The sequence below is a fragment of the Hydrocarboniphaga effusa AP103 genome (assembly GCF_000271305.1).
Lineage (GTDB): Bacteria > Pseudomonadota > Gammaproteobacteria > Nevskiales > Nevskiaceae > Hydrocarboniphaga > Hydrocarboniphaga effusa.
In genome coordinates, this window is the sequence record NZ_AKGD01000002.1 from 601,066 (window position 1) to 617,548 (window position 16,483).

The following is a 16,483-nucleotide window of genomic DNA, read 5'->3' on the forward strand; positions in this document are numbered from 1 at the left end:
CAAGCGAAGCGCCAAGCCGAACCAAGCGCCAAGCCCAGCGCTTTAACGCGAACGGCATATATCGAAGTCTGGCCGTCCGGCGGATTCATCCCTTTCCCCCGCCACAGCAGACTGCTCCCACCCAACAGGAGTCCGTCATGGCCAGAGAAAGCACCCAGCACAAGCTCGATCGCGTTCGCGCCCCGCGCGTCCAGCTCACCTACGACGTCGAAGTGGGCGATGCGATCGAAAAGAAGGAGCTGCCGTTCGTCGCCGGCGTGCTCGGTGATTTCACGGGCCAGCCGGCCGAGCCGCCCGGAAAGCTCAAGGATCGCAAGTTCGTCAACATCGACAAGGACAACTTCAACGACGTGCTCAAGGGCATGAAGCCGCGCGTGCAGTTGCAGGTCGACAACAAGCTGCAGAACGACGGCAGCAAGCTCGGTGTCGAGCTCAACTTCAAGCACATCGAAGACTTCTCCCCCGAAGCCATCGTCGACCAGGTCGAGCCGTTGCGCCGTCTCATGGAAGCGCGCCAGAAGCTCGCCGACCTGCGCAACAAGGCCGCCGGCAACAACAAGTTCGAAGACCTGCTCAACGAAGTGCTGCAAAGCACCGAGAAGCTCACGCAGCTCTCGAAGGAAGTCGGCGGCAACAAGTCGCCGCAGTAAGCACGCAATTCATAACGCCAATCACGATCAAGCGATCACCAGGAGACACTCATGTCGGATACGCAGTTGCAGAACAGTGCTGCGGGCGCCGCTGCGGCCGATGCCGAGCCGGGCAGCCTGCTCGATGAAATTCTCGGTCAGAGCCGCATCGCCAAGACCGACACCGAGAAGGCGCGTGCCAAGGATCTGATCGCCGAGCTCGTCAACCAGGTCACCGATGGTTCGCTGACCCTGGCCAAGGATGCGATCGCGACGCTCGATGCGCGCATCGCCGAACTCGACAAGCTGCTGTCGGACCAGGTCTCCGCGATCCTGCACGATCCGGCGCTGCAGAAGCTCGAGGGCTCCTGGCGCGGTCTCAAGTATCTGGTCGACAGTTCGGAGACCAGCACCACGCTCAAGATCAAGGTCTTCAACTGCACGAAGAAGGAGCTCGTGCGCGACTTCAAGAGCGCGTCGGATTTCGATCAGTCCGCGCTGTTCAAGAAGGTCTACGAAGAAGAGTACGGCACCTTCGGCGGTGCGCCGTTCGCGACGATGATCGGCGACTTCGAGTTCGGCCGTCATCCCGAAGACCTCTACCTGCTCGAAGAGATGTCGCACGTCGCCGCCGCTGCGCATGCGCCGCTGCTGTCGGCCGCGTCGCCCGAGCTGATGGGCTTCGAATCGTTCACCGAGTTGTCGAGCCCGCGTGATCTGGCGAAGATATTCGACACCGTCGAGTACGCCAAGTGGAAGTCGTTCCGCTCGTCGGAAGATTCGCGCTATGTCGGCCTTGCGCTGCCGCATGTGCTCGGCCGCCTGCCTTACGGGCCCGAGACCTTGCCGGTCGAGTCGTTCACGTTCCGCGAGGACGTGTCGGGCAAGGAGCACGACAAGTATCTGTGGATGAACGCGGCCTACACGATCGGCGCTCGCGTGACCGATGCGTTCGCCAAGTTCGGCTGGTGTGCCGCGATTCGCGGTGTGGAAGGCGGCGGTCTGGTCGAAGGTCTGCCGACGCATACCTTCGCGACCGACGATGGCGAAGTGGCGCTCAAGTGCCCGACCGAAATCGCGATCACCGATCGTCGTGAAAAGGAACTCGCGGACCTCGGCTTCATTCCGCTCGTGCATTGCAAGGGAACCGACTACGCCGCGTTCTTCTCGACGCAATCGGCGCAGAAGGCCAAGGATTACAACACTGACGCGGCCAACGCGAACGCGCGCCTGTCCTCGCAGCTGCAGTACATCTTCTCGGTATCGCGCATCGCGCATTACCTCAAGTCGATGATGCGCGACAAGGTCGGCAGCTTTGCGAGCAAGAGCAGTGTCGAGAACTTCCTGAACACCTGGATCTCGCAGTACGTGCTGCTCGACGACAACGCTTCGCAGGAGCGCAAGGCGCAGTTCCCGTTGCGCGAGGCGCGCATCGAAGTCGCCGAAATTCCGGGCAAGCCCGGCGCCTACAAATCGGTGGCCTTCCTGCGTCCGCATTACCAGCTCGACGAGCTCAGCGTGTCGCTGCGCCTGGTGGCCGAACTGCCGAAGTCCGCGCGCTAACCAACTCGACAAGTCGTAAATCCCAAACAAGCAGCATCGAGTAACACCAAAGGAGTGGAACCATGTCTTTCGACGCATTCATTCAGCTGGACGGCATCAAGGGCGAGAGCACCGACGACAAGCACAAGGATTGGATCGAGATCCTCAACTTCAGCTTCGGCGCGTCGCAGCCGCAGTCGGGTACGGTCTCGTCGGCCGGCAACCTCGGCGCCGCTCGCGTGAACCTGCAGAACTTCAACTTCCTGCATCATCTCGATCTCGCGAGCCCCAAGCTGTTCGAAGCCTGCGTGACCGGCCAGACCATCAAGTCCGCGATCGTCAACCTGAATCGCGCCGGCGGCGACAAGGGCAAGTACATGGAGTACAAGCTCACCGACGTGATCGTGACCTCGGTCGGCAAGGGCGGTGATTCCAAGGCCGAGAGCGACGTGCCGGTGGAATCGGTTTCGCTGGCCTTCGGCAAGATCGAGCTGATCTACACCAAGATCGGCATCGACGGCCGTGCGGCCGGCAACACCTCGGCGGGCTGGGATCTCAAGGCCAACAAGAAGGTGTGATCGCATGCGGATGCGGTGGGCGCCGCCTGCCGCATCCGCCGTCCTTTCTTGTTGGCGCAACGGAGTATTCCATGCCACAGATCATGCTCGACATGGGCGAGCCGATGGTGGTCAACGACACCGAAGTCGGCAACGCCGCCAAGCATCCGAACCGGATCGAGGATATTCAGCTCGTCCGTTTCTATCTCAACATCACGCGCAACATGGATCGCCCGCCCAACGGCAGCAACCATGCGCCCGATCGTGATGTGATGACCGAAGATGCGGATCTGGTCGGCCGCATCTTCCAGTTTCAGCTGCGCGAGGCGCGCAACCTGCGCGGAAGCGGCCACTACGTGACCGCGGACGGCAAGGTCAGCGTGCCGAAGTCCAGCGGCGGTTCGCTGAGCTATGGGGCTGGCCTCTACACGATTCGCCAGCTCGCGAGCACCTGGGAAATCTACAAGGCGATCAACGGCCTTTCGCCGGGCTTGCGCATGAGCCAGCACAATGCCTGCGGTGCGCTGTTGCGCACCTGGCTGATCCAGCGCGGTTTCTGATCGACACTCGTGCTGAGCCTGATCGACAAGCTCAGTTCGGCGGCCGCCACGCCGACGCGCATCGATTTGTATACGTTGCGCGACTCGGTTTCGCGCGATCTCGAGGTGCTGCTCAACACGCGCTCCGAAGGCTCGCGCCTGATCCCCGAGGCTTTTGCGGAATGCCGCAAGTCGTCGCTGACTTTCGGCATTCCGGACTTCTCGGCCTACAGCCTGCTCAACCCGGTCGACCGCGATCGCATCCGGCGTTCGATCGAGCAGGCCGTCGGTTTGCATGAGGCGAGACTCACGCGCGTGCGCGTGACGCTCGATCCGCCGCAGCCGCATGACCAGTCGCTGCGCTTCAAGGTCGATGCGCTGCTCAACCTCGGGCCCGATCGCGAGAAAGTGCGCTTCGACGCGACGCTCGAGCTCACGACGCAGGCGTATCAGGTGAAATAGACCTCAGGGCTTGCGGCCAGTGAGCCCGGCGTCGATTTTCTCTTTCAGCGGCGGCATGTCGGTTGATAGTGCCGCGCCCGCGGGGCCGAGCTTGTCGATTGCGGTGACGACGAAGACGTAGTCGCGCCGTGCCTCCTCGTAGCGGCCCGCTGCCGCAAGCAGTTTGGAGCGCAGCTTGCGAGAGCCCACGTAGAGCGCGTTTTCGTTGCCCAGGCTGTTCTCGACGCGCGTCAGGAGCTCGGCGATCAGTGGCTCGGCACGCTCGATTTGCCCGAGCCGGATCAAGGCTTCGACGAGCCCCTGCTGCGTGCGCACGGTAAGCACGCTGGTCGGGCCGGTGTACCGCCGCGCGACCGGTAGCGCGTCTTCGAACAGCGCAAGCGCTTCGCTGTCTCGATCGAGCGTGAGCATGAGACGCGCGAGATTCTGCGTCACCAGCGCGAGATTGGCCGAAGGTCCGTACAGCGAGCGATTGAGGTCGATCGAGCGGCGGAAATACTCCTCGGCTTTGACGAAATCCTTCTGATGGAACGCGACCTGAGCGCGGCTGTTGTACAGCGACAGCACGATCGGGTCCGGGCGATCGAGTACCTGGATCTGCTTCTCGACCTGATCGAGCTTGGTGGAGGCCTCTTCGGCTCGCCCGTTCTGGAACAGCGCGATGATCAGGCTGTTGCGGATGGTCAGCGTTTCCTCGTGCGCTTCGCCATAGAGCGCGACGCCTTCGGCCTCCGCGGCCGTCAGCGTGTTGATCGCGTCTTCCATGCGCCCTTCGCTACGCTCGACCTGCGATTGCGTAATGCGTGTCATGAAGAGTTCGCGCCGATAGCGCGGAGCGTCGAGCATCCAGTGGGCGAGGGCCTCGTCGAGCAGCTTGCGTGCACGGGCCGTATCGCCGAGACCCAGATAAGCCTGCGCCAGGCTGGCGCGCGCTCGTGCCGCCACATCGGCGTCGAGGTTGGGGTTGTCTTCGAGATAGCTGCGCATCAGTGACTCGGCGCCCTGATAATCACTGATGCGCAGATACAGCTCGCCGAGCATTTCGACAAGATCGTCGCGCAAGACAGGCTGACTGGCGAACTGCTCGCGCAGGCGGCGTGCGCTGGTGTCGAGCACTTGCTTGGCGGTCAGCGGGCCGCCGCCCGGTTGTTCGCCCGCGTTGCGGAACATCAGCATCACGTAGTCGGTCACCGCGCGTGAGCGATCGGCTTCGAGCCGCGCGCCGTCGCGCTCGCGCGCGAGTTCGCGCGACTGCCAGAGCACTGCGGCCAGGCCCGCGAAGGTCACGAGCAGGATCGCCGCCGTGCTGCCGACGAGCCAGCGGTGGCGACGCAGATAGCGGCCCAGCAGATAGCGCGTGGTCGCGCTGCGCGCGAGCACCGGTGCGCCTTGCCGATGGCGTTCGATGTCGCTCCAGAGCTGCGCCGCGGTTTCGTAGCGCGACGCCGGTTCGCGGCGCAGCGCTTTGAGCACGATGGCGTCGAGGTCGCCGCGCAGCAGGCGGGCCGGAACCGGGGCCGATTCTCTTTGCGCCGCGATACGGCTCGGCGGCGGAATCTCGCCGTCGAGAATGCGGCGAATCAAGGTCGGCACGTTCGAATTCGAATGCCGCCACGGCGTCACGCCCGTGAGCAGCTCGAACAGCACCAGCCCGAGTCCGTAGACGTCGGTCGCCAGGCTCACGGGCCTGCCGTCGAGCTGTTCGGGCGCCGCGTAATCGGGCGTCAACAGCGGATGCGTGCCGGCGGTGGCGTCGTCTTCGCTCGTGCGCATCAGTCGCGCGATGCCGAAGTCGAGCAGCTTCACCTGGCCATCCCGCGTCACCAGGATGTTGCGCGGCTTCAGATCGCGATGCACGACCAGATGCGCATGCGCATAGCGCACGGCGTTGCAGATCTGCCCGAACAGCTGCAGGCGCGTATTCAGATCGGGCGCATGCTCATGGCACCAGGCCACGATGTTGAGGCCGTCGACGTACTCCATCGCCATGTACGGCCGGCCGTCGGCCGCGACGCCGCCATCGAGCAAGCGCGCGATGCCCGGATGTTCGAGGCTCGCCAGGATGCGCCGCTCTTCGTGGAAGCGGCCGATATGCGCAACCGCATGCGCGCCGACGAGCTTGATCGCGACACGCTGTTCGAACGCGCCGTCCGCGCGCTTCGCCAGGTAGACCTCGCCCATGCCGCCGCGCCCGAGCAGGCGCTCGATGCGCCACAGGCCGATCTGCGTGCCTTCGGCCAGCGATGCGGCCGGGGTCGCGGATTCGGGCGAGGCCGCGCTGCGCGCTTCGAGGTAGTCCGGCGATTCATCGAGCGCGGACAGCAGCTCGCGCACGCGCCTGGCGATGGCCGGGCTTGGGTGGCGGCGCGCAAGCTCGGCCTCGCGTTCGGCGGCTTGCAGATCGACGAGTTCGGCGAGCAGGCGCTGCACTTCGGCCCAGTCACGGCTGTCGGCTTGCGATGATGAAGTCATGGTGTATCGATGGCCTGAGATGGCCGGAGTCTGTTGCAGCCGCATGCTTACAGACAACCGCGAGCGCGGCTCGGGCGGGGCATGGGTTCAAAAAAAGCGATGAAAACCGGGCAAAACCTGCTCTACACTGCGGCAACCTCCTGCTGATGCCGCTGGTTCCCCATGTCAGAGACGCAGCCGATCGCAGCGCCCGCCGAGGTTCAGCCTCCAGCGCAGGCCTTGGTCGCCGATCTTTATCGCGATCTGCGGCCGCTTGCGCGCCGCGTGCGCATGCGTGCCGGCGGCAGCGACACGCTGCAGACGACGGCGCTGATCAACGAGGCTTACCTGAAGCTGCGGCGCTCGGTGGAGTGGAACGACCGCGAGCATTTCCTGCGTACCGCCGCGCGCGCGATGCGGCAGATCCTGCTCGACCAGGCCAAGGAGCGGCTCGCGGCCAAGCGTGGCGGCGGCGAAAAGCCCTTGCCGCTCGACGCGATCGACGAAGAGCCCGTGGTGCCCGACGAGATCCTGCTGCGCCTCGATGAGGCGCTCGAACGGCTGGGCCAGCTCGAGCCGCGGCTCATGCAGCTCGTCGAATGCCGCTTCTACGCGGGGTACAGCGAGATCGAAACCGCGCAGCTGCTCGGCCTTTCCGATCGCACCGTGCGGCGCGACTGGCTGCGCGCCAAGGCCTGGCTGTACGACTCCATTCGCAACGAAAGCTGATCGCCGAACTGCCAATCGCGTCTGCATGGAGACAGCGGCTGGCTCACTGGACCTGCAGCATCGCCGGCCTCGGCTCTTGCAATTGATCGACGATGGCCTGCTGAAGCTGCGCCGGTGAGACCGGCTTGCAGAGCATCGGCAATTTCAGGTGAGCGGCCTCGCGCAGGCGTTGCGGGCAGCTTTCGCCGGTGATCAGCAGTGCCGAGGGGGCGCATCGACCGAGATAGCGTTCGCAAATGGAGCGAATCGCCTCGATGCCGCTCTTGCCTTCACGCAAACGCAGATCGGCGATCACGAGATCGGGCGCGTAGCCGTCGTCGAGGTGACGCAACGCCTGATCGGCCGATTCCGCAGTGCGGGTTTCGCAGCCCCAGGATTGCAGCAGCCAGTCCATGCCCTCGAGGATGGTGGCTTCGTCGTCGATGACCAGAATGCGCTGGCCGCGCAGGTCCATCGTCTTGAGCGTGGCCGGCGCGGCGGCCACCGCATCGACGATCGCCTGCGGCGCGATGCGCGGCAGGTGCAGCTGAAACACGGTGCCCGATCCGGGCGTGGAGCGCATTTCAAGCGGCGCCCGCATGAGGCGGCAGAGTCGCTTGACCGTGGCGAGGCCGAGCCCGAGGCCGCGATCGCCGTTGTCGACTTCGCCGAGGCGCACGAACTCGTCGAAGATGCACGCCTGATGCTCGGGCGCGATGCCGACGCCGGTGTCCCAGACATCGACGCGCACCCGCCCGTCGCGGCAACGCGCCCCGAGCAGCACGCCGCCGCCCTGCGTGTAGCGGATCGCATTGCAGACCAGGTTGTTGAGCACGCGGGCCAGCATGCCGCGATCGCATTCGACCCACAGCGGCGTCTGCCGCACCACCAGCCGCAGCCCGCGCGATTCGGCGAGCGCGCGAAAGTTCTGGCTCACTTCGACGAACAGGCCATCGAGCGCGAAGCGCGTCGGCACCGCGTGTTCGGTGCCCGAATCGAGCCGCGAAACATCGAGCATGCCGGTGAACAGGCGGTCGAGCGATTCGACGCATTCCTGCACGTGACCGATGCGCTTGAGCCGCTCGGCATCGCGCTCGCCTTCGCGCAGGTTCGCCGAGAACAGGGCCAGCGCGTGCAGCGGCTGGCGCAGGTCGTGGCTCGCGGCCGCCAGAAAGCGGGTCTTTTCGGCATTGGCCGCTTCGAGCTCGGCGTTCTTGTGCGCGAGTTCGGCGAGCGTGTGCTGCACGAGTTCGTCGATCGGCATGGCGATGCCCGTTTCGCTGGGCCACGCTTCGGCGTGGCCGGCTTCGGCCGTCGCGTTCGCTTCGATGGCGGCCCGCAGCTTGCGGCCCCGCCGCCACAACCAGCCCATCAGTCCCGAACCCAGCGCCAGCAGCAGGGCGCCGAGCACGGCGAGCGCCGACCATGCCGGTGTGGACGGCACCGGCTCCGGGGCTAGCGCCAGCTCGATGCGCACCTGGCCGACGCTCCGGCGCCTGGAATGCTCGGCGTAGATCGGCGTGTCGACACTCGCCTGGGCTGCATTGTGTTGCAGGGCCCGCTGATCGGGCAGGCGGCCGGCATCGGCGATCAGTTCGCCACTGGGGGCGACCACCCGCACGCGCGTCGCCTCGGGCTGGCGGTTGATGGCGGCGACGGTGCGGGCAACGGTTTCGTGATCGCCCGAAGCCAGCGGCCCGGCAATCAGCGCGGCGGTCTGCGAGGCCAGCAAACGGGCCCGCGCGACTGCTTCGGAACCGGGGTCGCGACCGCTCTGAGCCGCGAACCCGACGGCGATCCCGATTGCGGCGGAAACCAGCACCGAGGCGGGCAGGGTGAGGCGCGTGTAGCCGAGTGTCGGAGCGGCGTTCTGCGGTTGCCTGCGCAGCGCAGCGGGTTTGGCGAAGCCGAAACCGCCGGCGCCGACCGTCGCCCCGAAAGTCTCGGCGACGGCTGCGTTCTGAATGAGGCTGGAGCCGATTCCGATGGCCGCTAGCCGGTCGTGGCGGCTACCGGACCGACCCCAGCGGTGACCGGCGAACATCCCCGACGCCAGTCTTCCTCTCCTTGGCATACCCCTTCTCCCCGTTCCGCATCCCGGGCCCCCGGTGCCAGGCGGAACGACGAATCCGCGGTGGTCGGTGAGCCGAATTTTGCTGACTTACCTTCAAGAACGAGATCAGCCGGGCAATCCGGACACGTTTTCCAAAACCTTTTCCAAGAAGGTTTCAGCGGGGGGGTGATCAGCGCCGCTCGATGCTCCAGCAGCGATGCGCGGGAGGCGGGCGCTTGAAGTCTTCGTCGAGCGTCTGGTGGCTGATGTCGGTGACCGCGAATTCGGCGGTCAGCGACTCGTCGAGCTTGAAGCGGCGACGGTTGGTGGAGAAGTAGAGCTTGCCGCCGGGGGCGAGCAGGGCGATGGCGTCGCGGATCATCTGGCCGTGATCTTCCTGCGTATCGAGCACGCCCTCCATCTTCTTGGAGTTCGAGAAGGTGGGCGGGTCGCAGAAGATCAGGTCGTAGCGCGGCGATTTGCGATCGGCCGCCTGCTCGCGCAGCCAGGCCAGGCAATCGGCGCGCGCGAGCCGGTGCGCGCCCCAGGCCGAACGGGTGTCGAAGCCGTTGAGCAGCAGGTTGCGGTCGGCCCAGTCCAGGTAGGTGTTCGACAGATCGACGGAGGTGGTCGATTCGGCGCCGCCGACGGCCGCGTGCACGCTCGCGCTGCCGGTGTAGCAGAACAGGTTCAGGAAGCGCTTGCCCGCGCTTTCCTTCTGGATGCGCAGGCGCATCGGCCGGTGATCGAGGAACAGGCCGGTGTCGAGGTAATCCTCGAAATTCACCCAGAGCTTGCAGCCATGCTCGACCACGGTCTTGAAGTCGCGGCTCTCGTCCTGCTTGCCGTACTGCGCGCTGCCGCGCTGCGACTTGCGCAGCTTGTAGTGAATGCGCCCGGCCGGCACTGCGAGAATCGCCTGCAGCTGGGCGAGCGCCTCGCGCAGGCGCTTCTCGGCCTTGGCCGGATCGATGCTGTCGGGCGCCGCGTATTCCTGCACGTGGACGTGCAAGTCCGGCGTCTCGTACAGATCGACCGCGAGCGCGTAGTCGGGCAGGTCGGCGTCGTAGAGACGGTAGTTGGTCACGCCGCTGCGGCGCGCCCATTTGCCGAGGTGCTTCCAGTTCTTTCGCAGGCGGTTGGCGAAGTCCTCGCCGCCGGTCGGCCCCTGCGACAGCGCCGATTCGATCAGCGAAGGCTCGCGCGCCGCCATCTGGAACTGCAGCAGCTTGCACTCGATGGCGCCGTTGAACAGCGTGTGCATCGCGCTCGCCCGCAGGCCCAGGCGCGGCGACAAGTCCGGACGCGAGGTGAAAACGGCCGCCTTCCAGCCGCCGAAGTGCTGCTTGAGCGTGGCCCCGAACAGCGAGTACAGCTTGATGATCTCGCTCTCCATGCCCATGCGCTCGCCGTAGGGCGGGTTGGTGACGAGCAGGCCCGGCAGATCGCCGACCGGCCGCGCGTCGAGCGCATCGAGCTGCGTGAACTGGATGCGATCGGCGAGCCCTGTGTTGGCCGCGTTCTGCGCGGCCTTGCGCAGCACGCCCGCATCGGTATCGCTGCCGGCCAGGGGCGGCAGTTTCGCCAGGCCCGCCGATTTGCGGCCCGAGGCCTCGGCGCGAATCTTTCGCCAGAGCTCGGCGTCGTGCTGCGACCAGCTTTCGAAGCCGTACTTCACGCGCTTGAGGCCCGGCGCGATGTCGGCCGCGATCAGCGCGGCTTCGAGCACCAGCGTGCCCGAGCCGCACATCGGATCGACGAGCCCGCCGCCGGCCGCCGCGATCTCGGGCCAGCCGGCGCGGATCAGGATCGCGGCCGCGAGGTTTTCCTTGAGCGGCGCTTCGCCCGCACTGCTGCGATAGCCGCGCCGATGCAGGCTTTCGCCCGACAGGTCGAGGCTGATCGTCGCCTGCGCCCGGTCGAGATGGACGTGAATGCCGATGTCCGGGCTTTCGGTATCGACATTGGGCCGCTCGTTGAAACGCTTGCGGAAGGCGTCGGCGATCGCGTCCTTGACCTTGAGTCCGGCGTAATGCGTGTGCGTGACCGCGGCCGAACGCCCGGCCACTTCGATCGCGAAGCGCTTGTCGAGCGCGAACAGCTCGGGCCAGTCGATGCTCGCGGCGCCCGCGTAGAGCGAATCGGCATCGGTGAGCGGGAAGGTCGCCAGCGGCAGCAGGATGCGATTGGCCAGCCGCGACCACAGGCAGGCGCGATAAGCGGATTCGAGCGTGCCCGTGAAGGCGATGCCGCCCTTGCGCTCCTTGGTGGTCTGAGCGCCGAAGCGGGTGAGTTCGGCGGCGAGCAGCGGTTCGACGCCGCGCGGCGCGGTGGCGAAGAACGAAAGAGAAGGCGTATCGGACATCGCGCAATGATCGCATGAGTCGCGGCGAGGCTCGGAGCCTGGGCGGAGTGAGCCTCTGCTCATGGCCGAACGGACTAAGGCCCCTGGGGTATTCCAGTCGATGAACCCTTGGTGAAGTATTGAACACCTAAGCCAGGTAAGGCACTCATTGGAATGCGAGCGCCGGTGGCCCGGCCGTGGCGCCTCGCTTTTGTTTTTCTGGTTCTGATAGGGAGATTGAAAGATGAAGACGTTATGGCGTGCCGCGATCGTCGCGGCCGGTTCCTTGTTGCTGTCCGCCTGCGGGGGCGGCGGTGGAGACGATGACGACACCGGCACCACGCCGGCGGCTCCTACCGTGACACTGGCAGCGAGTCCCGCGTCCATCGTTCTGGGCGCGTCGTCGACGCTGAACTGGTCGTCGACCGACGCCACCGCTTGCACGGCCAGCGGTTCCTGGACCGGCAGCAAGACGGCCAGCGGTACCGAGACCGTCACTCCGGCTGCCGTCGGCGATGCCGTCTACAAGCTCAGCTGCTCGGGAACGGGCGGCTCCACCGAAAAGCAGGCCACGGTCACCGTGACCGCGCCGGTCGCCACCGGCAGCATCAGTGGCAAGGTGGTGGACACCAAGACCGGCGCCCTGATCGAGGGCGCGAGCGTGCGCGTCGGCTCGGCGAGCACCACGACCAATGGCGAAGGCGATTTCACTCTGGCGGGCGTGCCGGTCGGTGAACGTGCATTGCTCCAGGTCAGCAAGGCCAATTACGAGACCAACCAGCGCATCGTTCCGGTAACCCGGGATGCGGAAAGCTTCGCTTCGGTGGTGCTGCTGCCCGTCGGCGCCTCGCAGACGCTCGATCCGGCTGCTGGCGGCGATGTCGGCATCGCCGGCTCGCCAGCCCAGGTGAGCTTCCCGGCCGGTGCGATCGATGCCACCAGCACCGTGCGCGTGACGATCACCGACGTGAACCCGTCGGCCGCACCGGACAACATGCCGGGCGATTTCACCACTGCGGGTTCGCCGATCGAAAGCTTCGGCGCGCTATCGGTGAATCTGTACAAAGAGGACGGCAGCCCGACCAATCTCAAGAGCGGCTCGACGGCGACGATCCGCATTCCGCTCGATACGCGCTCGTCGTCGCGTCCGGGAACGATTCCGCTGTTCTTCTATAACGCCACCACCGGCCGCTGGGTGCAGGAAGGCGAAGCCCGGCTGCTGACCGGCCCCGACGGTTCGTACTACGAGGGCACGGTTTCGCACTTCACGTACTGGAATGCGGATCAGGTCTACAACACGGTGACGCTGAGCGGCTGCGTGCAGAACGCGGATGGCAGCCGGGTGCCCGGCGTGCGCCTGCAGTCCACCGGCATCGATTACACCGGCACGTCCACGACCGTCTCGGACGCCAGCGGCAATTTCACCATCCCGGTCCGCGCCGGCTCCAATCTCACGATCGGCGGCTACATCGGCCTGCAGCTGACCTCGACGCAGGCGGTCGAGACCACCAACGTCGACCAGACGCTGCCGAGCTGCCTGCAACTCGGAACGGCCGACGGCAACGGCTTCACGGTGACGCTGACCTGGGGCCAGTTGCCCGAGGACATCGATTCGCACCTGCTGACGCCCGATGGCGAGCACATCTATTACCGCCGCAAGGGCAGCCTGACCGAAGCGCCGTTCGCGAGCCTCGACGTCGACGACACCGACTCGTTCGGCCCGGAAGTGGTCACGGTCCTGCGTCCGCGCGTCGGCACCTACCGCTACTTCGTCAACAACTACGACCGTGACCCGGCGCCGGGCATCAGCACCTCGCCGGCGCGCGTCGAGCTCAAGGCCAACGGCCTGACGCGAATCTTCACTCCGCCGGCCGGCGAAACCGCCGCGACCTATTACTGGAAGGTGTTCGACATCAGCATCGCGGCCGACTGCACCGCCACCATCACGCCGTCGACGGCGCCATGGTCGGCAGAGGAGCCGACCCTGCCGCAGGCCGAAAACCCGAGCGCTGCATTCTGCTCACGCTAGCGGCGTCTTCCGGGGATCTCGGAATAGCCTGATGTTCCAGGCGTGGAGGCCAAAACCTCCACGCCGTTCGCGTGCATGACGAGCTTCATTGCGATGCGCCCGCAATAAGTCATGAATCCGTCAGCAATCCGGCAGGTATCAAGCCTGGGTTGCCCGCACACTGACTTCGCAGTGCCGGGAGACCCGGTCAACTGCCGGTCGGATGATGTCGGCCGGATGCGGCGTAACGGTTTGGGGACCGCTACGCCGATCCGCATCGACCCTGGCTGTCGGGTCGTCGCGCTGCCGGGGGGCGCGCGACGGCTTTTTATGTCGTCATCCCAAATGACGAATCAGGAGGTCTTGCGCGCCGATTCGGCGGTCTTCGGGTCGGCCAGCATCGTGTCGATGACCGCGACCTGCGAATGCCCGTCGCCGAAATTGCGCACGAACAGGGCGCGCGCCTGGCGCAGCTCGTCGAAGCCTTCGGCGAGCTTGCGTTCGCGCAGCAGCACCCGGCCCAGACCGTAGTGTGCCCAGGCGACGCGGTTGTTGTGCGGCTGCAGGCGATGCGGGGCGAGGGCGAGCACTTCGCGCAGGTTTTCTTCCGCCCGCTGCAGCTGGCCGTCGGCCGCCCTGGCCTCGGCGAGCATGCGCTGCAGATCCAGCGTGTGCGGATGATCGGCTCCGAGCGTCGCCAGCGAGCCTTTCCAGAGCGCTTCGAGCTTGGCCAGTGCGGTCGCGGTGTGACCGAGCGCGAGCTCGGCCTCGGCGATGCGCATCTGCGTCATGCGCGTGGCGTAGTGGTTCGGTCCGAGGCGGGCCATGCGGCGGTGCAAGGCCTTGGCCAATAGCGGCAAGGCTTCTGCCGGCCGGCTCTGCTTGATCCGGATCATGCCGAGCATGTGCAGGCTGGAGGCGCTGACCGGATGACGCTCGCCGAGCGATTCGCCGGCCACGCGTCCGAGCTCCAGGCAGCGGCTCGCGGCCTCGTCGAGCCGCTCGCGGATCTGCAATGAATAGATGCGGCTGACTTCGAGCCAGAGCCGGTAGGTGCTGTCGACGACGAAGCCCTGCTTCTCGACGTATCGCTGGGCGCTGTCGAGACGGCGCTCGGCTTCGGCCCAGTCGTGGGTTTCGAACAAGGCCTCGGCCAGATCCCAGTCGATGTCCGCGATCAGGCGCTCGTCCCGGTGCGCCGAGTGCTGCAGTTCGTCGAGCAGCCCGCGGTAGCGATCGGCGGCCTCGGCGAAGTAGCCCATTTCGAAGCGCAGCCGGGCGAGCCCGTAGGCGGCGGACTGGCGATCGGCCGCGGCTTTGGCGTCATCGGCCGCGCTGGCGAGCGTCAGCAGGGTTTCGAGGTGGTTTTGCGCCTGCGCGTAATCCGCGGTCTCGATGCCGAGCCAGCCGAGCCGCGAGTGAATGCGCCGCAGCGTCGGGTGACCGGCACCGAGCCGCGCCTCATCCTGCTCGAGCGCGCGGACGAGCACGGCTCGAGCCTCGGACTCGAGCCCGAGGCTCGAATAGGCGCTGCCGATGGTATGCGCGAGTTCGGCGTGCACGGCCGGGGCGCCGTCGAAGCTGGTCTGCAGGCGCAGCCGGGCGGTGTCGAGCAACGAACCGACGGTGACGCTGCGCCCGCCGCCGATGCGCTCGGCGTCGGTGGCGCCGAGCAGATCCTCGTTGACGAAGCGGGTGACCGCTGAGGCGATCTCGGCATCGGTCTGCGCCTGCCGCTCGGCGATCCGGGCCTGGCGATAGAGCACGAAGGCGATCCCCAGGCCGGCGGCGAGGGCCAGCGCGACCACCGACTGCCAGCGCCGCACGAGCTGCGAGCGTTCGAGCTGCCGCTGGGCCTGCAGGGCCAGCCGCTGCTGCAGGCTGTCCTGCTCGCGCTGGCGGCGGCGCTCGTCGAGATTGCGCAGCCGCGCCGCGAGTTCGGCCGCCGAATGCAGACGGTGCGCGGGCTGCACGTCGGCCGCGGCGGCAATGTCCTCGCGCAGCAGCTCGTCGTCGATCTGGCGTTCCCAGCCCGGGCATAGCGGGGCGCGCAGGTCGCCGGTCACCAGCTGGTAGAGCATCACGCCGAGCGCATAGATGTCCGAGCCGGTCGTCGAGGCGTGCCCGGCGAGCAGCTCGGGCGCCAGGTACAGCGCGGTGCCGCCGGAGTCGTCGAGCGTGGCGCTCGTGCGGCTCAGGCCCAGGCGGGTGATTTCGAGTGCCTGCAGGCGCTCGAAATCGACGCGCCCGGAGCCGAAATCGCAGATCGCGATCTCGGGCCGGCCCTGCGGCGAGCTGCGGATCAGCAGGTTCGAGGGCTTGACGTCCTTGTGCAGCACGCCCACCGCATGCGCCTCGCCGATCGCGCTCGCGGCCTGGATCATCAGATCCAGGCGCGTCTGCAGCGGAATGTTCTTCAGGCCGCCCTGCGACTCGCTCCAATGCTTCAGGCTGCCGAGCGGCTCGTAGGCCATTTCGAGGAACCACGGGGCATCGGTGAGGTTCCAGTCGAGAATCTCGATGCGCCAGCGCGCTTCGGGCAGGGCGTCGAGCAGGAAGCGCTGCAGCGTGATCTCGCGCTTGAGCGCGCTGAGCTCCTCGGGCGTGAAGGCGAGCTTGAACACGCGCTGCTGGCGGGTCTTCTCGTGGCGGGCGAGCCAGACTTCGGTGCCGGCCTCGAGCCGGCGTTCGAGCATCCAGTGCGGGCGCATCGGCAGCCGATGTCCGGCTCCGATGCGCAGCGGCTCGGCGAGCGCCGAAGCGTGCACATGCTCGCGCTCGACGGCCGCATCGAGCCGGTAGCCGAAGCCGTGCACGGTGACCAGGCGCAGTCCGGGCGGTTCGCCGAGCACCTCGCGCAGCTTGGCGACGCAGCGCGCGATGACGTTGTCGGTGACCGGGCGACCGCCCCAGACCGCGGCGATCATCTCGTCCTTGGTGACGAGCTCGCCGGCGTGGCGCAGCAACAGCATCAGCGCGTCGAACGGCTTGGGCTCGAGCTTGAGCACCACGCCGTCGCGGCTCAGTTCGCGCCGCGATTCCTCGAGCACGAAGCCGGCGAAGCGCCAGCGCAGCGCTCCCGAAGAAGGCTGGCCGTCGTCGACTGCCGGGGGGAGCCGTTTCTTGGACATGCCAGATCATAGGGGCTCGCATGGCGTTCGCGACACGGGCCAAAAGCGCCCAGGGCCGC

At 66.6% G+C, this 16,483-nt stretch carries 11 protein-coding genes; 7 read left to right on the forward strand and 4 right to left on the reverse strand.

What is annotated here, in order from left to right:
• Positions 1-137 precede the first annotated feature (137 nt).
• The 5 genes from tssB to tssE all read left to right on the forward strand — a co-directional run bounded on the left by tssB (position 138) and on the right by tssE (position 3,729).
• Positions 138-650, forward strand: a complete 513-nt coding sequence (gene tssB, locus WQQ_RS14055) for a type VI secretion system contractile sheath small subunit (protein ID WP_007185877.1) — start codon at positions 138-140, stop codon at positions 648-650.
• Between the two features lie 51 nt (positions 651-701).
• On the forward strand, positions 702-2,192 hold the full coding sequence (gene tssC, locus WQQ_RS14060; protein ID WP_007185878.1) for a type VI secretion system contractile sheath large subunit: 1,491 nt from the start codon (positions 702-704) through the stop codon (positions 2,190-2,192).
• A 62-nt stretch (positions 2,193-2,254) separates the two neighbouring features.
• Positions 2,255-2,749, forward strand: a complete 495-nt coding sequence (locus WQQ_RS14065; protein WP_007185879.1) for an Hcp family type VI secretion system effector — start codon at positions 2,255-2,257, stop codon at positions 2,747-2,749.
• A gap of 71 nt (positions 2,750-2,820) precedes the next feature.
• Complete coding sequence (locus WQQ_RS14070) at positions 2,821-3,288, forward strand: hypothetical protein (protein WP_007185880.1); 468 nt, start codon at positions 2,821-2,823, stop codon at positions 3,286-3,288.
• A 9-nt stretch (positions 3,289-3,297) separates the two neighbouring features.
• Entirely contained in the window at positions 3,298-3,729 is a 432-nt protein-coding gene (gene tssE / locus WQQ_RS14075) for a type VI secretion system baseplate subunit TssE (protein WP_007185881.1), read from the forward strand.
• A 3-nt stretch (positions 3,730-3,732) separates the two neighbouring features.
• On the opposite strand, the gene WQQ_RS23105 is transcribed toward tssE, so the two are convergent.
• Positions 3,733-6,201, reverse strand: a complete 2,469-nt coding sequence (locus WQQ_RS23105) for a serine/threonine-protein kinase (RefSeq protein ID WP_007185882.1) — start codon at positions 6,199-6,201, stop codon at positions 3,733-3,735.
• A gap of 162 nt (positions 6,202-6,363) precedes the next feature.
• On the opposite strand from WQQ_RS23105, the gene WQQ_RS14085 reads away from it, so the two are divergent.
• Positions 6,364-6,909, forward strand: a complete 546-nt coding sequence (locus tag WQQ_RS14085) for an ECF-type sigma factor (protein WP_007185883.1) — start codon at positions 6,364-6,366, stop codon at positions 6,907-6,909.
• A 43-nt stretch (positions 6,910-6,952) separates the two neighbouring features.
• Here the strand turns inward: WQQ_RS14085 and WQQ_RS23110 are convergent, their stop codons facing one another.
• Positions 6,953-8,932 carry an ATP-binding response regulator gene (locus WQQ_RS23110; protein WP_007185884.1) on the reverse strand — a complete coding sequence of 660 codons (1,980 nt, stop codon included), beginning with the start codon at positions 8,930-8,932 and terminating at the stop codon, positions 6,953-6,955.
• A 199-nt stretch (positions 8,933-9,131) separates the two neighbouring features.
• Positions 9,132-11,306 (reverse strand): bifunctional 23S rRNA (guanine(2069)-N(7))-methyltransferase RlmK/23S rRNA (guanine(2445)-N(2))-methyltransferase RlmL, encoded by a 2,175-nt coding sequence (gene rlmKL, locus WQQ_RS14095; RefSeq protein WP_007185885.1) that lies wholly within the window; start codon positions 11,304-11,306, stop codon positions 9,132-9,134.
• 223 nt (positions 11,307-11,529) lie between these two features.
• Between rlmKL and WQQ_RS14100 the strand changes: the two genes are divergently transcribed.
• A complete protein-coding gene (locus tag WQQ_RS14100; RefSeq protein ID WP_007185886.1) occupies positions 11,530-13,314 on the forward strand; it encodes a carboxypeptidase regulatory-like domain-containing protein in 1,785 nt (594 codons plus the stop codon).
• Between the two features lie 332 nt (positions 13,315-13,646).
• Here the strand turns inward: WQQ_RS14100 and WQQ_RS23115 are convergent, their stop codons facing one another.
• Positions 13,647-16,424: a protein kinase domain-containing protein gene (locus WQQ_RS23115; RefSeq protein ID WP_007185888.1), complete on the reverse strand. Its 2,778-nt coding sequence runs from the start codon at positions 16,422-16,424 to the stop codon at positions 13,647-13,649.
• Positions 16,425-16,483 lie beyond the last annotated feature (59 nt).